18 protein-coding genes and 1 riboswitch are annotated in these 18,192 nt (G+C 33.2%); of the genes, 6 read left to right on the top strand and 12 right to left on the bottom strand.

Annotated features, from left to right (window positions below; all coding sequences use genetic code 11):
• Nucleotides 1–49 precede the first annotated feature (49 nt).
• Together rpmH and carB are read left to right on the top strand one after the other, a co-directional pair.
• Nucleotides 50–211 carry a 50S ribosomal protein L34 gene (gene rpmH / locus OIU83_RS15085; protein WP_008464848.1) on the top strand — a complete coding sequence of 54 codons (162 nt, stop codon included), beginning with the start codon at nucleotides 50–52 and terminating at the stop codon, nucleotides 209–211.
• A gap of 144 nt (nucleotides 212–355) precedes the next feature.
• Nucleotides 356–3,211 (top strand): carbamoyl-phosphate synthase large subunit, encoded by a 2,856-nt coding sequence (gene carB / locus OIU83_RS15080; RefSeq protein WP_264207094.1) that lies wholly within the window; start codon nucleotides 356–358, stop codon nucleotides 3,209–3,211.
• A 61-nt stretch (nucleotides 3,212–3,272) separates the two neighbouring features.
• On the opposite strand, the gene OIU83_RS15075 is transcribed toward carB, so the two are convergent.
• From OIU83_RS15075 to OIU83_RS15060, 4 genes are read right to left on the bottom strand one after another with little or no spacing between them, the layout of a single operon-like run.
• On the bottom strand, nucleotides 3,273–3,809 hold the full coding sequence (locus OIU83_RS15075; protein ID WP_264207093.1) for a DUF4252 domain-containing protein: 537 nt from the start codon (nucleotides 3,807–3,809) through the stop codon (nucleotides 3,273–3,275).
• Nucleotide 3,810: 1 nt separating this feature from the next.
• A complete protein-coding gene (locus OIU83_RS15070) occupies nucleotides 3,811–4,338 on the bottom strand; it encodes a DUF4252 domain-containing protein (protein WP_264207092.1) in 528 nt (175 codons plus the stop codon).
• Between the two features lie 2 nt (nucleotides 4,339–4,340).
• A complete protein-coding gene (locus OIU83_RS15065) occupies nucleotides 4,341–4,811 on the bottom strand; it encodes a hypothetical protein (RefSeq protein WP_264207091.1) in 471 nt (156 codons plus the stop codon).
• Nucleotides 4,798–5,307 carry an RNA polymerase sigma factor gene (locus OIU83_RS15060; RefSeq protein ID WP_264207090.1) on the bottom strand — a complete coding sequence of 170 codons (510 nt, stop codon included), beginning with the start codon at nucleotides 5,305–5,307 and terminating at the stop codon, nucleotides 4,798–4,800. Before OIU83_RS15060 ends, OIU83_RS15065 begins: the two co-directional genes overlap by 14 nt.
• Nucleotides 5,308–5,432: 125 nt before the next feature.
• On the opposite strand from OIU83_RS15060, the gene OIU83_RS15055 reads away from it, so the two are divergent.
• Complete coding sequence (locus tag OIU83_RS15055; RefSeq protein ID WP_264207089.1) at nucleotides 5,433–6,875, top strand: S41 family peptidase; 1,443 nt, start codon at nucleotides 5,433–5,435, stop codon at nucleotides 6,873–6,875.
• An 85-nt stretch (nucleotides 6,876–6,960) separates the two neighbouring features.
• Here OIU83_RS15055 and OIU83_RS15050 read toward each other — a convergent pair whose 3' ends face one another.
• The 8 genes from OIU83_RS15050 to OIU83_RS15015 all read right to left on the bottom strand — a co-directional run bounded on the left by OIU83_RS15050 (nucleotide 6,961) and on the right by OIU83_RS15015 (nucleotide 14,752).
• A complete protein-coding gene (locus OIU83_RS15050; RefSeq protein WP_264207088.1) occupies nucleotides 6,961–8,031 on the bottom strand; it encodes a YncE family protein in 1,071 nt (356 codons plus the stop codon).
• 4 nt (nucleotides 8,032–8,035) lie between these two features.
• Nucleotides 8,036–9,898, bottom strand: a complete 1,863-nt coding sequence (locus OIU83_RS15045) for a TonB-dependent receptor plug domain-containing protein (RefSeq protein ID WP_264207087.1) — start codon at nucleotides 9,896–9,898, stop codon at nucleotides 8,036–8,038.
• A 28-nt stretch (nucleotides 9,899–9,926) separates the two neighbouring features.
• A riboswitch (cobalamin riboswitch) is annotated at nucleotides 9,927–10,155 on the bottom strand.
• Nucleotides 10,156–10,233: 78 nt separating this feature from the next.
• Entirely contained in the window at nucleotides 10,234–10,770 is a 537-nt protein-coding gene (gene cobC / locus OIU83_RS15040) for an alpha-ribazole phosphatase (protein ID WP_264207086.1), read from the bottom strand.
• Nucleotides 10,755–11,552 (bottom strand): adenosylcobinamide-GDP ribazoletransferase, encoded by a 798-nt coding sequence (locus tag OIU83_RS15035; RefSeq protein WP_264207085.1) that lies wholly within the window; start codon nucleotides 11,550–11,552, stop codon nucleotides 10,755–10,757. Before OIU83_RS15035 ends, cobC begins: the two co-directional genes overlap by 16 nt.
• Nucleotides 11,553–11,603: 51 nt before the next feature.
• Nucleotides 11,604–13,283 (bottom strand): nicotinate-nucleotide--dimethylbenzimidazole phosphoribosyltransferase, encoded by a 1,680-nt coding sequence (gene cobT, locus OIU83_RS15030; RefSeq protein ID WP_264207084.1) that lies wholly within the window; start codon nucleotides 13,281–13,283, stop codon nucleotides 11,604–11,606.
• A 55-nt stretch (nucleotides 13,284–13,338) separates the two neighbouring features.
• Nucleotides 13,339–13,848, bottom strand: a complete 510-nt coding sequence (gene cobU / locus OIU83_RS15025) for a bifunctional adenosylcobinamide kinase/adenosylcobinamide-phosphate guanylyltransferase (protein WP_264207083.1) — start codon at nucleotides 13,846–13,848, stop codon at nucleotides 13,339–13,341.
• 142 nt (nucleotides 13,849–13,990) lie between these two features.
• Nucleotides 13,991–14,356, bottom strand: coding sequence for a four helix bundle protein (locus OIU83_RS15020; protein ID WP_264207082.1), 366 nt, complete (start codon nucleotides 14,354–14,356; stop codon nucleotides 13,991–13,993).
• A 30-nt stretch (nucleotides 14,357–14,386) separates the two neighbouring features.
• On the bottom strand, nucleotides 14,387–14,752 hold the full coding sequence (locus OIU83_RS15015; RefSeq protein ID WP_264207081.1) for a DUF5522 domain-containing protein: 366 nt from the start codon (nucleotides 14,750–14,752) through the stop codon (nucleotides 14,387–14,389).
• A gap of 165 nt (nucleotides 14,753–14,917) precedes the next feature.
• Between OIU83_RS15015 and OIU83_RS15010 the strand changes: the two genes are divergently transcribed.
• The 3 genes from OIU83_RS15010 to OIU83_RS15000 all read left to right on the top strand — a co-directional run bounded on the left by OIU83_RS15010 (nucleotide 14,918) and on the right by OIU83_RS15000 (nucleotide 18,039).
• On the top strand, nucleotides 14,918–16,060 hold the full coding sequence (locus tag OIU83_RS15010; RefSeq protein ID WP_264207080.1) for an ABC transporter substrate-binding protein: 1,143 nt from the start codon (nucleotides 14,918–14,920) through the stop codon (nucleotides 16,058–16,060).
• Between the two features lie 6 nt (nucleotides 16,061–16,066).
• Complete coding sequence (locus tag OIU83_RS15005) at nucleotides 16,067–17,095, top strand: iron ABC transporter permease (RefSeq protein WP_264207079.1); 1,029 nt, start codon at nucleotides 16,067–16,069, stop codon at nucleotides 17,093–17,095.
• A 167-nt stretch (nucleotides 17,096–17,262) separates the two neighbouring features.
• Nucleotides 17,263–18,039 (top strand): ABC transporter ATP-binding protein, encoded by a 777-nt coding sequence (locus OIU83_RS15000; RefSeq protein WP_264207078.1) that lies wholly within the window; start codon nucleotides 17,263–17,265, stop codon nucleotides 18,037–18,039.
• Nucleotides 18,040–18,192: the final 153 nt, after the last annotated feature.

The raw sequence follows: 18,192 nt of genomic DNA, 5'->3' as shown, positions 1-18,192 counted from the left end.
TCGAAAACAAAAATAAGATATTAGACACCATATTTAAAGATACAAAGCAATGAGCAAAAGAACGTTTCAACCATCGAAAAGAAAAAGAAGAAATAAGCACGGATTTATGGACAGAATGGCTTCTGCGAATGGAAGAAAAGTTCTAGCGCGTAGAAGAGCTAAAGGAAGACATAAATTGACTGTTTCTAGCGAACCTAGACACAAAAAATAATGTTTCTATAAACATAAATAAGGCGTTACTTTTTTTAGTATCGCCTTTTTTTATACCTTGTCATTAAAAAAAGAGTAATGTTTTAGTTTCTAATGCGGTAGAAATTAACATTCGAATAAAATATAACTACACAATACAATTAAAATGCCAAAAGACACATCAATAAAATCAGTTTTAATAATAGGTTCCGGACCTATTGTTATTGGTCAAGCTTGCGAATTTGATTATGCAGGATCACAATCAGCACGTTCTATTCGTGAAGAAGGAATTGAAGTTATCTTGATAAATTCAAATCCAGCGACTATCATGACCGACCCAAGTATGGCAGATCATGTATATTTAAAGCCATTAACAACAAAATCGATTATTGAAATTCTAAAGGAACATCCACAAATTGATGCTGTTTTACCTACAATGGGAGGACAAACTGCATTAAATTTATGTTTGGAAGCTGATGAAAAAGGAATCTGGCAGGATTTCGGGGTAAGATTAATTGGAGTTGATGTAAATGCAATTAATATTACCGAAGACAGAGAGCAGTTTAAACAACTTCTTGAAAAAATTAATGTGCCAACTGCACCAGCAAAAACAGCAACTTCATATCTGGAAGGAAAAGAAATTGCACAGGAATTTGGTTTTCCGCTTGTAATTCGTCCTTCTTTTACACTTGGAGGAACAGGAGCCGCAATTGTTTATAAAAAAGAAGATTTTGATGAGCTTTTAACTCGTGGTCTTGAAGCATCACCAATTCACGAAGTTTTGATCGACAAAGCTTTAATGGGATGGAAAGAATATGAGTTAGAACTTTTAAGAGATAAAAACGATAATGTTGTAATCATTTGTTCGATCGAAAATATGGATCCAATGGGAATTCATACCGGAGATTCGATTACAGTTGCGCCAGCGATGACATTATCAGACACAACATTCCAGAAATTACGTGATTATGCCATCCTGATGATGCGTAGTATCGGAAATTTTGCCGGAGGGTGTAACGTACAATTCGCAGTTTCGCCAGACGAAAAAGAAGATATCGTAGCCATCGAGATTAATCCTCGTGTGTCTCGTTCATCTGCTTTAGCGTCTAAAGCGACTGGATATCCAATTGCTAAAATTGCTTCTAAACTAGCTTTAGGATACAATCTTGATGAATTGCAAAACCAAATTACAAAATCGACTTCAGCTCTTTTTGAACCAACTTTGGATTATGTAATTGTAAAAATACCTCGTTGGAACTTTGATAAATTCGAAGGTGCTGACAGAACTTTAGGTCTTCAGATGAAATCTGTAGGTGAAGTTATGGGAATTGGACGTTCGTTCCAGGAAGCATTACATAAAGCAACTCAATCTCTTGAAATTAAAAGAAATGGGTTAGGTGCAGATGGAAAAGGATATAAAAACTATGAAGAGATTATCGAGAAACTAACTTTTGCAAGTTGGGATCGTGTTTTTGTAATTTATGATGCAATCGCAATGGGAATTCCGTTGAGTCGTATTCATGAAATCACAAAAATAGATATGTGGTTTTTGAAACAATACGAAGAGCTTTATACACTTGAGAAAGAAATTTCAAACTATAAAATAGCTACTCTTCCAAAAGAACTTTTGCTTGAAGCGAAACAAAAAGGTTTTGCCGACAGACAAATTGCTCACATGGTGAATTGTTTGGAAAGTGAAGTACATACTTTACGTATGAATAAGAACATTAATCGTGTGTTTAAATTAGTAGATACCTGTGCTGCAGAATTTAAAGCAAAAACTCCTTATTATTATTCAACTTTCGAAGCAGAAATTGAAAAAGCTAATGGAGAGCGTTATGTAGATAACGAAAGTATTGTTACTGATAAAAAGAAAATCATAGTTTTAGGTTCAGGCCCAAACCGAATAGGGCAAGGAATTGAGTTTGATTATTCTTGTGTACACGGAGTTCTTGCTGCTAAAGAATGTGGTTACGAAACGATCATGATTAACTGTAATCCTGAAACGGTTTCGACAGATTTTGATACTGCCGATAAATTGTATTTTGAGCCAGTTTTCTGGGAACATATTTATGACATCATTCAGCATGAAAAACCTGAAGGTGTAATTGTACAGTTAGGTGGACAAACAGCATTAAAACTGGCAGATAAATTATCTAAATACGGTGTAAAAATTATAGGAACAAGTTTTGACGCCTTAGATTTAGCCGAAGATAGAGGGCGTTTCTCTGAGTTGTTAACTGAATTACATATTCCTTTCCCACAATTTGGAATTGCAGAAACTGCAGATGAAGCTTCGGCTTTGGCAGATACGCTGGATTTTCCTTTATTGATTCGTCCTTCTTATGTATTAGGAGGTCAGGGAATGAAAATTGTTATCAACAAGAAAGAACTAGAAGAGCATGTTATCAATTTATTGAAAACAATTCCGGGTAACAAATTACTTTTAGATCATTATTTGGCTGGAGCGATCGAGGCGGAAGCTGATGCAATATGTGATGCTGATGGTAATGTTTATATTATAGGTATAATGGAACATATCGAACCTTGTGGAGTTCACTCTGGAGATAGTAATGCAACATTACCTCCTTTTAACTTAGGGGAATTTGTAATGCAACAGATAAAAGATCATACTATAAAAATTGCCAGAGCTTTAAAAACTGTTGGTTTAATAAATATTCAATTTGCAATAAAAGATGATACAGTTTATATTATCGAAGCAAATCCTAGAGCATCGAGAACGGTACCGTTCATCGCAAAAGCTTATGGTGAGCCTTATGTAAATTATGCTACAAAAGTAATGTTGGGTCATAATAAAGTAACCGACTTTAAATTTAATCCACAATTAAAAGGATTTGCAATTAAACAACCGGTATTCTCTTTTAGTAAGTTTCATAATGTAAACAAAGCATTAGGACCAGAGATGAAATCAACAGGAGAAAGTATCTTGTTTATTGATGACTTAAAAGACGATCAATTTTATGAATTGTACTCAAGAAGAAAAATGTATTTGAGTAAATAAATTCAAATCCTGATAAAAAAAAAGCCTCATAATTGAGGCTTTTTCTGTTTTAAAGTAAGAATTATTTAATCAGTTGTTGTAAAGGTTTCAGCTGTTCCAGATCGATATTAGATTCTTTAAGAACGGTCATTAAAGTCATAATGTTATTTGGATTCATTTTTTTTCCTAAAACACGAACTACGGCAAAACCATTTTCGTTTCTATTGGCATAAATTATAAACTCTTCAATGTTTTCGTCTGTCCCTACATAGCTTACTGATGCGCCATCTTTTCCGGAGCCAAACTTCATTAATTGCTGGTATTTTTCGTCTTTTAAAATGGCATTTATTTTAGTTCTTTCAGTTTCGTACTCAGCTTGGTTTTTATCATTGCGCTTAAAAGCAAGGATATTCATTTTGTCGAATGATTTTAGTGCTTCGCTTTGTTCTGCAGATAGTTTTGTTTTATCTACATTAAGAATACTTGGTGAAACATCGAGAGCAATAAAGTTTTTATTTTCGGTGTTTTCTACAAAATATTTTTGCAATGAAGGTTTAGAATTACAGCTCATTAAAAGAAATAATCCTAAAAGGATGAAAATATTGGTTATCTGTTTCATGTTATTTTTTGCCTTTAGATGCTTTTTTCAAATCAGAACCCCCTGGTAGTTTCATTTTATCAGTGAGTACCGAAATTTCGTTTAAATCAAAGTTTCCAGTAAGTGATAGTAAAACAGTGTCTTCATTTTTGGCTGCACCAATGAACATGAATAACTCTTTTATTTGAGTGTCACTAGCTCCTGATTTTACATATATTTTTACGTTTCTTCCGCCATCGTTTACTCGCATTAATTCTTCTAATCCTGAAGTTTTTATGTATTTATCTGCTGTTAATTTCATGTCGGCTTCGATTTTAGAGCTTTGAGTAGTAAAAACTTTCAGATTGTCTAATTTTTTAATAAGGTTTAAGTATTGTTGTGTCTCTTTATCAGAAGCATCGACTTTTACTTTACTCATTAGGTCAAACATCTTTTTGTTTACAATTACTGATGTTACATCGTCTTGACCATCATATTTGTCAAAGGCGCCTTGTGCATAGAATACATGGCTTGTAAGTGCTAAAACTAGTGTTATTATAAAATTTCTCATTTTTATTGGATTTTATTTTGTTTGAAAATTAAGTTTTTTGATTGTTGGTATTCTTTAATATACTGTACACTTTCTATACCAGTATTTACATTGTGTGACACCATAGCCAAAGCTTTTTGCGTTGCCGCCAAAGCTTCTTCTGGATTGTCATAAGTTCCTAAATCCGACTGTGCAACAACAGGAGTTTTATTTGTGTTGTTGAAGTAAAAGTATGAACCTATTCCTAGCAAAAGCGCAGCAGATGCAGCAATTGATAACCACGCAACATTACGTTTTTTAGTTTGGAGTGGAATTTCTTGCGTTAAACGATGTTCTTTTGCTTGAGAGAAATAACCAAAAACTGGTTTGTATTGCTCTAAATGCTGCGCAACATTAGAGGAAGAAAAGTAGCTTTTTAATTCGTTTTCTTCGGCAATTGTAGTTTCTCCCTGAAAGTATTTTTCTAATATTATTTCTATTCTATCTGATTCCATATTGGTGTGTATTAAGCATAGATTCTCTTATTTTTTTTCTAGCTCTTGAAAGTGCTACGCGAATAGCAGTTTCGTTCATATTAACTATTTTGGCAATTTCGTCGAATTCATATTGTTCGATATCTCGTAACTGAATTAAAATTTGCTGTTGTTCCGGCAATTGACTCATTATTTTTTCAACCCATTCTAAACTATTATTATCTTCAACTTTTTGATCTAATCGTGGTTCTCTATCTGTGTAATTTGAATGTACAAGAGTTAGATTACTTGCTCGTTTTGATTTTAACTGATCCAAGCAATAATTTTTGGTCATTGTCATGGCGAGCGCTTCTACATTATTATACGTATCTAATGTTTCTTTTTTACTCCATAATTTAACTAAAATTTCCTGAGAAGCATCTTCGGCTTCTTCGGTGCTTACTAGCAATCGCTTAGCCAGACGAAATACTTTGTCTTTAAAAGGATTTACTAACTGCAAAAAAACGATTTGGTTCATAAAAGTCACAAATTACAGGTTCGGTTATAATATCAAGACGAACTTGAATTATTTTTGTTACAAAAGTGCATGAAATAAAACTAAAGATAGTATTTTTACGTTATTACTATATTGATACCTATTATATGAAGACAATATTTAGAACTGTAATATTATTATTTTTAGCTGCATTTTGTTTCCAGGCCTGTCAGGACCAGGATGATGTGGCTGCTCCTCAGAATTTGCAAGTTCAGGATTTTATCTGGAAAGGATTGAATCAGTATTATTTATGGCAAGCCGATGTGCCTAATTTAGCAGATGATCGTTTTGGAAATCAAGAACAATTAAATTCTTTTTTAAGAGGGTATCCTGATCCAGTAACATTATTTAATTCTTTACGTGTTGATTCTTCTATAGATAGGTTTAGCTGGATTGTAGATGATTATACAGTATTGGAGCAAGAACTTCAAGGAACATCAAAAAATAATGGAATTGATTTTAAATTAAGTCCTAAATCTTCTGGTTCTAATGATTTGATTGGTTTTGTGCGCTATGTTCTTCCTAACTCGGATGCTGCTAACAAAGGTGTGAAACGTGGAGATTTATTTTACGGAATTAATGGGACAAAACTTGATTATGATCATTACCAAAGTTTACTTTCTGGAGATACATATACTATAAACTTCTGTGATTATAATGGGGCTACATTTGTTCCAAATGGCAGATCTCTTGAATTGACTAAAACAGTTTTGGATGAAAATCCAATTTTTATCAATAAAGTAATAGCTTCAGGAGGACATAAGATTGGTTATTTAATGTATAATGGGTTTTATGGTAATTATGACGATCAGTTAAATGCTGCTTTTGGAGAATTAAAAGCGCAAGGTATTACGGATCTGGTTCTTGATTTGAGATATAATGGGGGCGGTTCAGTGCAAACGGCCACTCGATTAGCGAGTATGATTACTGGGCAGTTTACAGATAAGATTTTTTCTAAGCAAAAATGGAATGCTAAAATCAATAAGTATTATGAAAGTGAAGATTCTGAAGCGCTAAATAATAGGTTTGTAGATAAAATTAATGGAGTTGCTTTAAATAGTTTGAATCTGGCTAAAATATATGTATTAACAACCAAAAGTACGGCTTCGGCTAGTGAGTTGGTCATTAATGGATTGGTGCCTTATATTCAAGTTGTGCAAATAGGTACAACTACTATAGGTAAAAATGTAGGTTCGGTTACCTTATATGATTCACCTACTTTTGGAAAATCTAATAGAAATCCAAATCACAAATATGCAATGCAACCTATTGTTTTGAAGATTGTTAATTCAGTAGATTTTGGAGAATATACAAATGGGTTAGTTCCTACTTATGACGTGCCGGAATATATTAATTCTTTAGGTGTTTTAGGAAATGAGACGGAGCCTTTGTTAAATGCTGCAATTTCTAAGATTACAGGAACTACTAAAATGATTCAGCGTGAAAAAGGGAAAGAATTAGAATACTTTACCGATTCAAAATCATTGGATGGTATAAGAAACCAAATGTATATAGATAAAGCGCCAGAAGGACTTTTAAAAGCATTGTGAAAAAAATAGATAAGATTAAATTAAAAAAGGCTTTCGTTAGAAAGCCTTTTTTATTGAAAAATAAAGTAAAAGATGATGATCTTAACTAGTTATTAAAGTAGAAACCGTTTGGTAAGATTCCAACACTAAATTCATTAGATAAAACTCCTGTTAAAGAATAAATATAAACATTTCCAGGATCTTGAAAATTTACTGCATCAGCAATATATATTTTGTTGTTTTTTACTGCAAAGCCATAAAGAGTGCTAACTTCTTTTGCTTTAAATGTTTCAGTAGTTGGTAACGTTGTAGTGCTTGTAGATGCAGAATAGATATTATTTCCAATAGTATAATATAGTTTATTGTTATCAATAGCTAAGAAACCAGGGTGAGTGATACCGGGAAAATCAATTGTTGATAAAACCGTATTGTTGCTCATGTTAACTTTTACTAATTTACCAGTTGTTTCAGGTAAAGCATAAAATGGTCGTCCGTTACATAAAACATATAAAGTACCATTGTCTTTTACCAATGAACTAGGGATGTCTCCTACTACAAAGTTTGTTGTAACTGTGTTAGTGCTAGCGTTGATGACAGATAATGAGTTTCCTTGGTTCCAACCACCTTTGTGAGCGACATAAAGTTTGTTGTCATTTTCGATTATTTGCTCAGGACCTTCAACAACAGGAATTGTTGATGAAACAGTATTTGTAGTAAGATCGATTACAGCTACATAATCATCAGAAGGGTCTCCTGCATTACCCCAGTTCGTAATAAATCCTTTTCCATTTGAAAATGCAATATATCGAGGATTGCTTATTTTTGTACTGATTGTAGCAACACTTTTAAATGTATATCGGTTAACAACTTCAATTTTATTACCTCTATTTACAATGATGTAAGCAAAATCACCATTAAAACCAATGCTTTGGGGTACATCTTTAACATCTTTACCTGGATTAACTAATGAAAAAACATCTTTTTCTAGTTTAAGATCATCTGATAAATAGGATATGGACCCATTAACTTGTTCAAAAACGCCTTCTTCAGCAATAAATAATCCACCTTCGTAGTTTCCACGTGGTTCTGGAGTATTGTTGTCGTCGTTATTGCTACAAGACACAAAAAGTGTCGAGCTTATAATGACAGCTAAAAAAAGTTTATTAAATTTTTTCATGGTATTAAAAATTAAGGTTTATATATATAGTGTAATTTCTTCCTGGCATTTGTCGACCAATAACTGGTTGGTAATCTTCGTTCCAGATATTTAGTACTTGTAATCCAACTTTATAGCTGTTATTTTTTCCTAAGTCATAATCAATTCCTAGATTACCAACGTTATAAGGTTTTACTTTGGTAGCAGGATTATTAAAAGGAGTGCTGTAAGCTTCTCCGTTATATAAGTATTGAAAATAAGAAGAAACTTTTTTCCAATTATAAGAAACAGATCCAGTTAATTTATGATAAGGAACATATATAAGTTGTTTGTATAATAATTCTCCTTTAATTAATTGTTTGCTTTCAGAAACAGTATAAGCATAAGTTCCATTAAGAGTCAAATTGTGATTTTTTATTTTTGTTCTCCATTCCAAAAGTACTTCGGTACCATAAGCTCTTACTTTGTTTGTGTTTTCTGGAGACCAGTTATCCCCACCATCTTGGGATGGTACCCAACGCAATAAATCTTTAATAGAATTATAGTACGTAGTTATGGATAATGAGAAGTTTTTTGTAAAAAATTCATTGCCTATCTCCGCTTGATAAGAAGTCTCAGGCTTTAAATTTGGGTTACCACTTCCTTGCCAATATAAATCGTTGTAAGTAGGCATTCTGAAATTTTTAGAAGCATTTAATTTGATACGGTAAAAATCAGTAAATTGATATCTTGTTCCTAATGAAAAGAGGAAAGGATTACCGTAATTATCGGTTAATTCTTGCCGAATACTAGCTGTGTAATCCCATTTATCAGTTACGAAATGCTGCAATAATAAACTAGCTGAACTAACTTGCCTTTTTACATTATTTATACTAGAGCCGTATCCTTTATTACGATTGTAATCAACAATTGCATTTAATTTGATTTTTTCATTTACATCAAAAGCCAAGTCATATTTTATAATAGAAGTTTCAACTTTTCCATAAGTAAAAAAATCTGATGTAATACTTGGGAAATATTTATAAGATTCTCCAATATGTGCCACTCTTAATTTGGAAGTAAAACGATCAAATATACTTTCCCATTCTAAGAGATTTCGAGTATTATAATCGTTATATTTTGTTTTGGTTCCATTAGGAGAGGTTAAAGAGAAATGACGTTCTCCATCATAAAACTGACTATATAGTTTTAAGGTGTTTTTAGAGTCGATTTTATAACCAAAAGTGGTATTCATACTTGTGTTATAGTATTCTCCATTAATGTTTTTTTGATCAGTAGTTCCAGGGTATTTAAAATCATTATCAGAGCTATTTCTTGAAATATTAACCTGAATGCTGTATTTGTCGGACGAAACGTTTGCACGATAATTTGTGCTATAAGTATCATAACTACCTCCGCTGAGGAATAAGTGATTAGAAAAATCTTTCTTAAAACGTATGTCATTATTTAAGTGAATACTTCCGCCTATTGCACCGCTTCCATATAAAACACTTCCTCCTCCGGCTTTTACAGCAATAGAATTAAAATCTCTAGTTCCAATTGTATTAAAATCGGCTTGACCTAAAAATTGTGAATTGATATTTATTCCGTTCCAAATAACTGCGGTTTGGGCACCAGTCGTTCCTCTAAAAGAAGGTGCAGAAGTCATTCCTAGACCATTCTCCTTAAAATAAATAACTGTGTTATAATTTAAAAGAGAAGTTAAGGATGCTTGGTTTTTATTAATAATAGAATCATTAAGCACCTGAACTGATTGTGAGTCTGAGTACTTCTTAAGATTAGTATCTGAAACTATAACTTCTTTTAATTTTGTTATAGAATCATTTTGTGCCAAAAGGAATTGGCAAACTAGGAGCGAAAAACAGATGTAAAATTTTTGTAATGTCATAATTTCTAAACTCTTTTTCCCGAGAGTTCGATATTTGTTAACAAAGGCAGGTCTCCTGGCTTACGTCTTGTTGTTTTCCTTCCCGTCCTAAAACAGTGGTTTTGTAGTTAACAACAAGCATTCCTTTCGGAACTAAGTTTACAGTTGCGGGTACAGCTCAAGATTTTCGAATGTTGATTTTTCAATCTTCAATTACTTGATTCCCTTTTAATGTGTCTTAAAAAAAATATAACACAACCTTAATGTGGCTGCAAATATAAAGTTAAAAATACTTAAAAATCAATTTTGTTTGCTTTTTTAATGCTATAAATGAACAAAACAAGAGTTGATTTTTTTTAGATTTTAACTTTTATAACCTGTCCAAAATCGACTTTGTTTTGGAAAGCATCTTTAAGAGGAAGAGAATTTAAAAGGCATAGAATGCTTCGGATAACTCCGGCATGTGCAACAATAATTGCCTTTGAGAGGTTTTTAGTAAGTATTTCATTTTCCATAAAATGAGCAACCCTTTCGTGTAAATCGATGAAAGATTCTCCGTTTGGAACTCGAATATTTACGAAATCTTCCATCCACGGATTTAAATCTTCTTGAGCAATTTCATTCCAATTTTTCATTTCCCAATCACCAAAATCCATTTCCATCAAGCGTTTGTCTTCTAGGCATTTTAAAATTTTGGTTTCTTGCTGGATATGTTTGGCGAGTAATACGCAACGTTTCAGGGGACTTGAATATAACAATGCGTCTTGAGGCAATTGCTTTACGATACCTTCAAAAATTAAACCGTAAGGTTCAGCAATATCTACATCGGTTTGTCCGTAGCAAATTCCTTTTTCGCAAACAGTTTCGGTATGACGAACTAAATAAATTTCCATATTGCTATAACACTTAAGTAAAAAATAACTTCGCAAACTTGTTGTGTGGCACCTAGACAATCTCCCGTATAACCATCAATCCACTTCTGGAAATAACGAGCTAAGAAATAACGAGCCAGAAAAACTGGGATTATGACCAAAAGTAATTGGTATTGAAAATAAGAAAGTACTAAAAGAGGTAATAAACCAAAAAAGAAAGAACCTAAAACTTCTTTCCAAGTAAAGTTTTTTGCAATTGGTTTGCTTTTGCTCGTAGCATCTTCACGAGAATATTCATGAGTAAATACAATACTTATGGCGGCTAAACGACTAATAGAATGACCTGCAATAAACAATAACAAGATTGTAACTACCGACTGCTGAGTTGTAATTGTTTCTATAGTTACTAGCTCTGAAAGTAATTGGAACTTCAATAAAAATAATAATACAACACCAATGGCCCCATAGGCCCCAATGGCACTATCTTTCATAATGAGTAAGATTTTTTCTTTAGTCCAACCACCGCCAAAACCGTCACAAACATCGGCAAACCCATCTTCGTGAAAAGCCCCTGTAGTCAAGATTCCGGCAATCATGCCTATAATTATTGCTGCGGATGCTGAAACTAAAAACGAAGCTCCATAAAATGCCAGAAAAGAAATTCCTCCAACAATCCAACCAATCAAAGGAAAATAACGACTTGCTTTATTAAGATAATCAGGATTATGATCGATATTTTTAGGACAAGGAATCCTAGTGTAGAACATTAATGCAGTAAAAAATATATGGAGTTGTTTTTTCATTTAAGAGTTTTGTTTTATTTAGGTGATTACTGAAACTAAAAACTGTGACTGTTACTTATTACTCACCCCAGCATTCTCAAAAGTAGCCATTTCGTTTAGGAAAGCAATTGCCGATTGTAATATAGGCAACGCAATTGCACAACCAGTTCCTTCGCCTAAGCGTAAATCAAGTTGCAAAACCGATTTGACTTCAAGATAATCCAATAATTTCTGATGTCCTTGTTCGGCTGATGAATGACAGAAAATAGCATTTTTTTTAATATCAGGATTTATTTTAAAGGCAATTAAAAAAGCTACAGTACAAATAAAACCATCTACAAGAATTAGCAAGTTGTTTTTATAAGCGGCTAACATTCCGCCAGCCATTTGCATGATTTCAAAACCACCAAAATAAGCGAGTTGTTCTTTTAATTCGGCTTGACCGGAATAATTTTCGATAGCTTTTTTTAAGATTTCCTGTTTCTGAATTAATTTAGTATCATCAACTCCAGTTCCTTTTCCCACACATTCGTCTATAGAGAAACCAGTTAAAACACTCATCAAGACAGAAGCTGTTGATGTGTTCCCAATACCCATTTCGCCAAAACCAATACAATTGCTTCCATTTTTTGCAATAGAATCAACAATTTCAGAACCTTTTAAGAAACACAATTGCAGTTCAGTTTCGCTCATTGCAGGAACATGTAAAAAGGACTGAGTTCCTTTGGCAATTTTAGCATTAATTAAATTGGCATTTGTAGGGAAATCATAATTTACACCAGCATCTACAATAGAAAGTTCAATATTATTTTGTTTACAAAACACATTAATTGCTGCGCCACCTTCAAGAAAATTACCGACCATTTGTCTGGTAACATCTTGCGGATATGCGCTCACGCCATGATTGGCAATTCCGTGGTCTGCGGCAAAAACAACGATATTAGGTTTTTTAATCTCAGGATTCAAAGTCTGAAAAACAGTTCCGATTTGGAATGCTAACTTTTCTAAAATACCCAAAGCGCCAAGAGGCTTCGTTTTTGAGTCAATTTTATGCTGTAGTGATTCTTTGAAAGAAGCAGTAACTTCAACTTTTGATTGATTTTCTAAATCTAATTTCGGAACAAAATTCTCGTTTATGATTTTGATTTCAGTACAATCAAAGGTTTCCGATTTTTGTTTCCAATTTAATTGCTGCAACATCGGCTGATTATCGTAGTTTGTTGCAGGTTTACCGATACAAAAATACCCCAGAGGTTCTATGTTTTCGGGTAAGTCTATTATTTTCTTAAACTGATAATAGTTTAAGATAGAAACCCAACCCATGCCGTAGCCCTGTTCCGTAAGAGACAACCAGATATTTTGCGCAGCACAAACCGAGCTAAATTTTACCGCTTCATTACTACCAACAGTTCCTATCGTAAAGTTGTTTAGTACAGAGCGGTCATAAGCAATAATCATCCCAATCGGAGCTTCTTCAATAGCTTCTAGTTTTAAGGATTTATAGTGTTCTTTTTGGTGCTCATCATCGGTTAATGATTCTGCTTTTTTATTATAATCTAAAAATAAATCTTTGATAGCTTTTTTAACCCCATCAGATTTTATGATGTAGTATTTAGTAGCATCAGTCAAACCGACCGAAGGCGCCCAATGTCCTGCCTGCAAAGCTTTTTGAATAACTTCGTCAGGAACTTCATCATTTGTAAAATGGCGTGTATCGCGGCGTGATTTTAAAATATTATCTAAATAACTCATATTTTTTTTCTTTTTAAGGTTCAAAGTCACAAAGGTTCAGAGGGACAAAGCCAATTTACCCTTTTATTTTCACCGGAATTCCAGAAACCATTAGTACAACAGTATCGGCATTTTTGGCAAGAAACTGATTCATCCAACCTTGTAATTCTGTAAATTTTCTTCCTACGTGTGTATCAGCATGGAGCCCCATTCCGATTTCGTTAGTTACAATTATCAAAGTTGCATCTGGCTGATTGGCTATTTTCAAAAATTCAGCTTTAGCTTCATCAAGAGATAATGCAACATCGTTTTTAGTGTCAACAAAAAAGTTCGTTAACCAAAGAGTTACACAATCAATCAAAGCCACTTTACCCGAAAAATCAATTTCGCTTAAGTGTTTTTCTTTTTCAATATTTGTCCAGCGTTCGTCGCGTTCTTGTTGGTGTCTGTCAATTCTGTTCTGGAAATCTTCATCCCATTTTCGAGCCGTTGCCACATACATTGGCGTATTCGTAAGTTGTAAAGCCAGTTCTTGAGCATAACCACTTTTCCCCGAACGTTCCCCACCAGTAATCAAGTAAATCATTTTTATAATTGTTAATTATGAATTGTAAATTTAAGAAGGGCGTTCCCTTCGGTCGGGCTATTCGCTATATCTTTTATTTTTTAAAGAAAAAAATAAAAGGATGCCGCTACTATCCCTAAGGCAACCATTTAATTATTAGTTGTTAATTATTAATTGTAAGTTGTTGCTTAGTAGTTTTAAGGATACTAGTTATAAGTTTTAATATTGAAATAGCATCATTATAAATGGTTTCAAATTGTTTTTCATTTAAATAATCAGTTGCTTTTAATAATTCTAACCAATAAACAGATTCATTGGCTTCCTTTTGAGCAATCGCAAATTTATGGATAAAATCATTTTTACTTTCAGCATGTTCAGCTTCTCGAACCATAGCGCCAATACTCGTTCCCGATCTTAAAAGTTGTTTAGAAAGTGTAAATTCCTTTTTCTCGACACATAAGTATTGATATAATTTAACTATCCGAATAGCGAAATCAAAACTTTTATCTTTTACAATATTGTTTCTCATAATTAATAACTAACAATTAATAATTTACAATTATTTATAGGGGCAATGTCTACATTTATTTCCGCAACAACTTCCTCTTTTAAGATGAAACCATTCTTTAAAAACATAATTCCCATTTTCCAGATAATAATCGATTCCTTCAATAATCGTGTTGTTTTTGGGTAAAACCGAGGCTTTATTGTCAACTGCAATTTCGGGAGTAATTGTATTTACAAAAGCATCTATTTTTACAGCGCAAGCATTTTTAAAACAATTCGGGCAAAGACAATCTACAACTTCCGAAGGTACAAAAATAGGAGGGAAGTCGTTACACCAACATTTGTTTCCATCAGGAGAATCTCCGCAATTAAATGCGGTTCCGCAGCTAGAGCAATTTTTTACTTTGAGAGCATTCATGTTACAAAGATACTATTTGTTCAATTTTTTACGTTTAAAAGTAAACAAGAAATTTAGAAATTGCGCTACCTTTGTCGCTATCCAAATTGCAAAATATGAAATCATCGTGATTCAAAATCAGATTAGATATTTCATATTTCTTTAAAAAACAAACACTAACTATATATGAAGTCATCATTGCATAAAGTTGTTTTTCTTTTCTCGTTTTTAGTAGTATTAGGATGCAAGAAAAGCGAAAATACACCAGAAGTCAAAGCCGAAACAGGACAAAACAGTATCGAATATGCTTCTGGACTTTCCATCAATAAATTCACAGGATATTCAGTTGTAAAAGTTTCAAATCCTTGGCCAGATGCTGGAAAAGATTATACTTATGTATTAAAAGAAAAAGACGGAATTGTACCAGATAGCTTAAAAAGTTATACAACCATTCAGGTTCCTTTACAATCAATTGTAGTAACATCAACAACCAATATTCCGTTTTTAGAAATGCTGGATGTCGAAAACAATTTAGTAGGTTTTCCACATACTGATTATGTTTCTTCTGAGAAAACCAGAAAATTAATAGATAAAGGTGCTGTTAAGAATGTAGGTCAAAACGAAAAATTAAATATCGAACAACTTATAGAATTAGCACCAAATCTAATTGTCACTTTTGGGGTAGATAACAACAACCCAATGTTAGATAATTTACAAAAAAGTGGTTTAAAAGTACTTATTCAAGCCGATTGGATGGAACAATCTCCACTAGGAAAAGCTGAATGGATTAAACTTTACGGTGCATTATTTGGTAAAGAAGCAGAAGCAAAAGAACTTTTTGATAAAATCGTAACGAGTTATAAAGAAGCCAAGAAATTAGTAGAATCTAAGAAAGCAACTTCAACAGTTTTATATGGTTCTATGTATATGGATCAATGGTATGTTGCCAAAGGAAATAGTTGGGTGGCACAATTTATGGCCGATGCCAAAGCCGATTATTTATGGGCAGATCTAGAAGGAACAGGAAGCCTGGGATTATCATTCGAAAAAATATTAGACAAAGCCAAAACGGCTTCAGTCTGGATTGCAACAGGTTCTTTTAAATCACTATCAGAATTAGAAAAAAGCAACCCACATTATAGTCAATTCGATGCTTTTAAAACAAAAAATGTATATACATTCGAGAGCAAATTTGGCGCAACAGGAGGAACAGTTTATTACGAGTTGGCACCAAGCCGTCCAGATTTAGTTCTTAAAGATTACATCAAAATATTTCACCCAGAATTATTGCCAAGTTATGAATTTACGTTTGCGTCTAAATTAAACTAATTTCAATTGGCGAATCAAAAGCGAAATACAATCTTGTTCTTCATACTCGGTTTAGCACTTTTGTTACTATTCTTTCTGGATATTAGTTTCGGGTCAATTACAATCCCGTTTAAAGAAGTGTATACCAGTTTAACAGGAGGAGAAGCAAGCAAATCGACATGGGAATATATCATAATTAATTACCGCTTGCCCAAAGCAATTACGGCAGTATTAGTAGGTGTAGGATTATCGATAAGCGGTTTGTTAATGCAAACATTGTTCAGAAATCCATTAGCAGGTCCAGATGTTTTAGGATTAAGTTCCGGAGCAATTTTGGCGGTAGCAATTGTAATTTTGGGAGCAGGTTTATTGCCTTCTTTTCTACAAACAATCTTGCTATCGAGTTACGGAATCGTATTAGCATCAACATTAGGAAGTATTTCGGTTCTATTGTTGGTTTTATTGGTTTCGCAAAGATTACGAAATACAATGGCTATTTTAATCGTCGGACTTATGTTTGGTAGTTTTACCAGTGCCATTGTTGGAGTTTTAACCTATTTTAGTTCGGCAGAACAATTACAGAAATTTACCTTTTGGTCATTAGGAAGTTTAGGAAATCTTTCCTGGTCATCGATTGTAGTTTTAGCAATAAGTGTTGGTATCGGTTTACTTTTAAGCGCTAGTAGTATTAAACCATTAAACGCATTACTTCTTGGAGAGAATTATGCCAAAAGCATGGGGCTTAATTTCAAGAAAACAAGACTTATAATTATTCTAGCCACAAGTATTTTGGCAGGTAGCGTTACGGCTTTTGCAGGACCAATAGCTTTTATAGGATTAGCTGTTCCGCATATTGCCAAGCTTACATTCAGAACCAGTAATCATGCAGTTTTATATTGGAGTACCCTTTTTTACGGAGGAATAATTATGTTGTTTTGCGACATTGCATCACAATTACCGGGATTAGATACCACATTACCTATTAATGCAATAACATCAATAATTGGTGCACCAGTAGTAATATGGTTATTAGTTCGAAAAAGAAATTTTGAGTAAACGTTTTTGCCACAGATTAAAGGATTAAATAGATTACAATCTGTTGCTAAAAAAAGTTAGCCACAAAGTGAACAAATTTTTAAAAGAATCTGTGAGAATCCATATAATCAGTGGCAAGAATAAAGTTTTAAACCTTAGTTACTTTGCATCTTAGTACCTTAAAGAAAATGAAAAGCATCTTATCAACTTCAAACTTAAGTATTGGCTACAAGACCAAGAAAGCGACCGTAACTATTGCTCAAAACTTAAACCTGAACTTAGAACCAGGAAAACTCATTGCTTTAATTGGTGCAAACGGAATAGGGAAATCGACCTTGTTGCGCACCATAACAGGAATCCAGCATCCATTATCAGGAACAGTTTTACTTAATGATAAGAATGTATTCGAATATAAACCACTTGATTTAGCTCAGAATTTAAGCATTGTTTTAACTGAGAAACTGCCATCAAGTAATTTATCCGTTTTTGAGTTAGTGGCTCTAGGTCGTCAACCATATACAAACTGGATTGGGACTTTGACTCCATACGATATCACAAAAGTAAATGAAGCATTAGAACTTACACAAATAAGTCATTTAGCGCATAAAAAGCATTACGAAATAAGCGACGGACAATTACAAAAAGTATTAATTGCACGAGCTTTGGCACAAGATACACCACTTATTATCTTGGATGAACCCACAACACATCTTGATTTATTACATAAAGTAGCGCTGTTTAAATTACTGAAAAAGCTAACACATGAAACAGGAAAATGCATTCTGTTTTCGACACATGATATAGATTTGGCAATTCAGTTAAGCGACGAAATGATTATTATGACACCTGAAACAGTTATACAAGATGAACCTTGTAATTTAATCGCAACAGGAAGTTTTGCGACTTTGTTCAAAGACGACCACATTACTTTTGATGCCGAAAAGGGAAAGTTTGTAATTACTTAAACGTTGATTAGCAATCCTGCAAGGTTTTTTTCAACCTTGTAGGTATAATTTTAAAGTTTGTTTTAATTGAAATCTAGTTTATACCTACAAGGTTGAAAAAAACCTTGCAGGAAGGAAATCGGAATCAGTTTCGATTAAACGATTAAACAAATA

It is taken from the genome of Flavobacterium shii, assembly GCF_025847235.1.
Taxonomy (GTDB): Bacteria; Bacteroidota; Bacteroidia; order Flavobacteriales; family Flavobacteriaceae; genus Flavobacterium; species Flavobacterium shii.
This window is presented reverse-complemented; position numbering and strand designations above follow the sequence as displayed.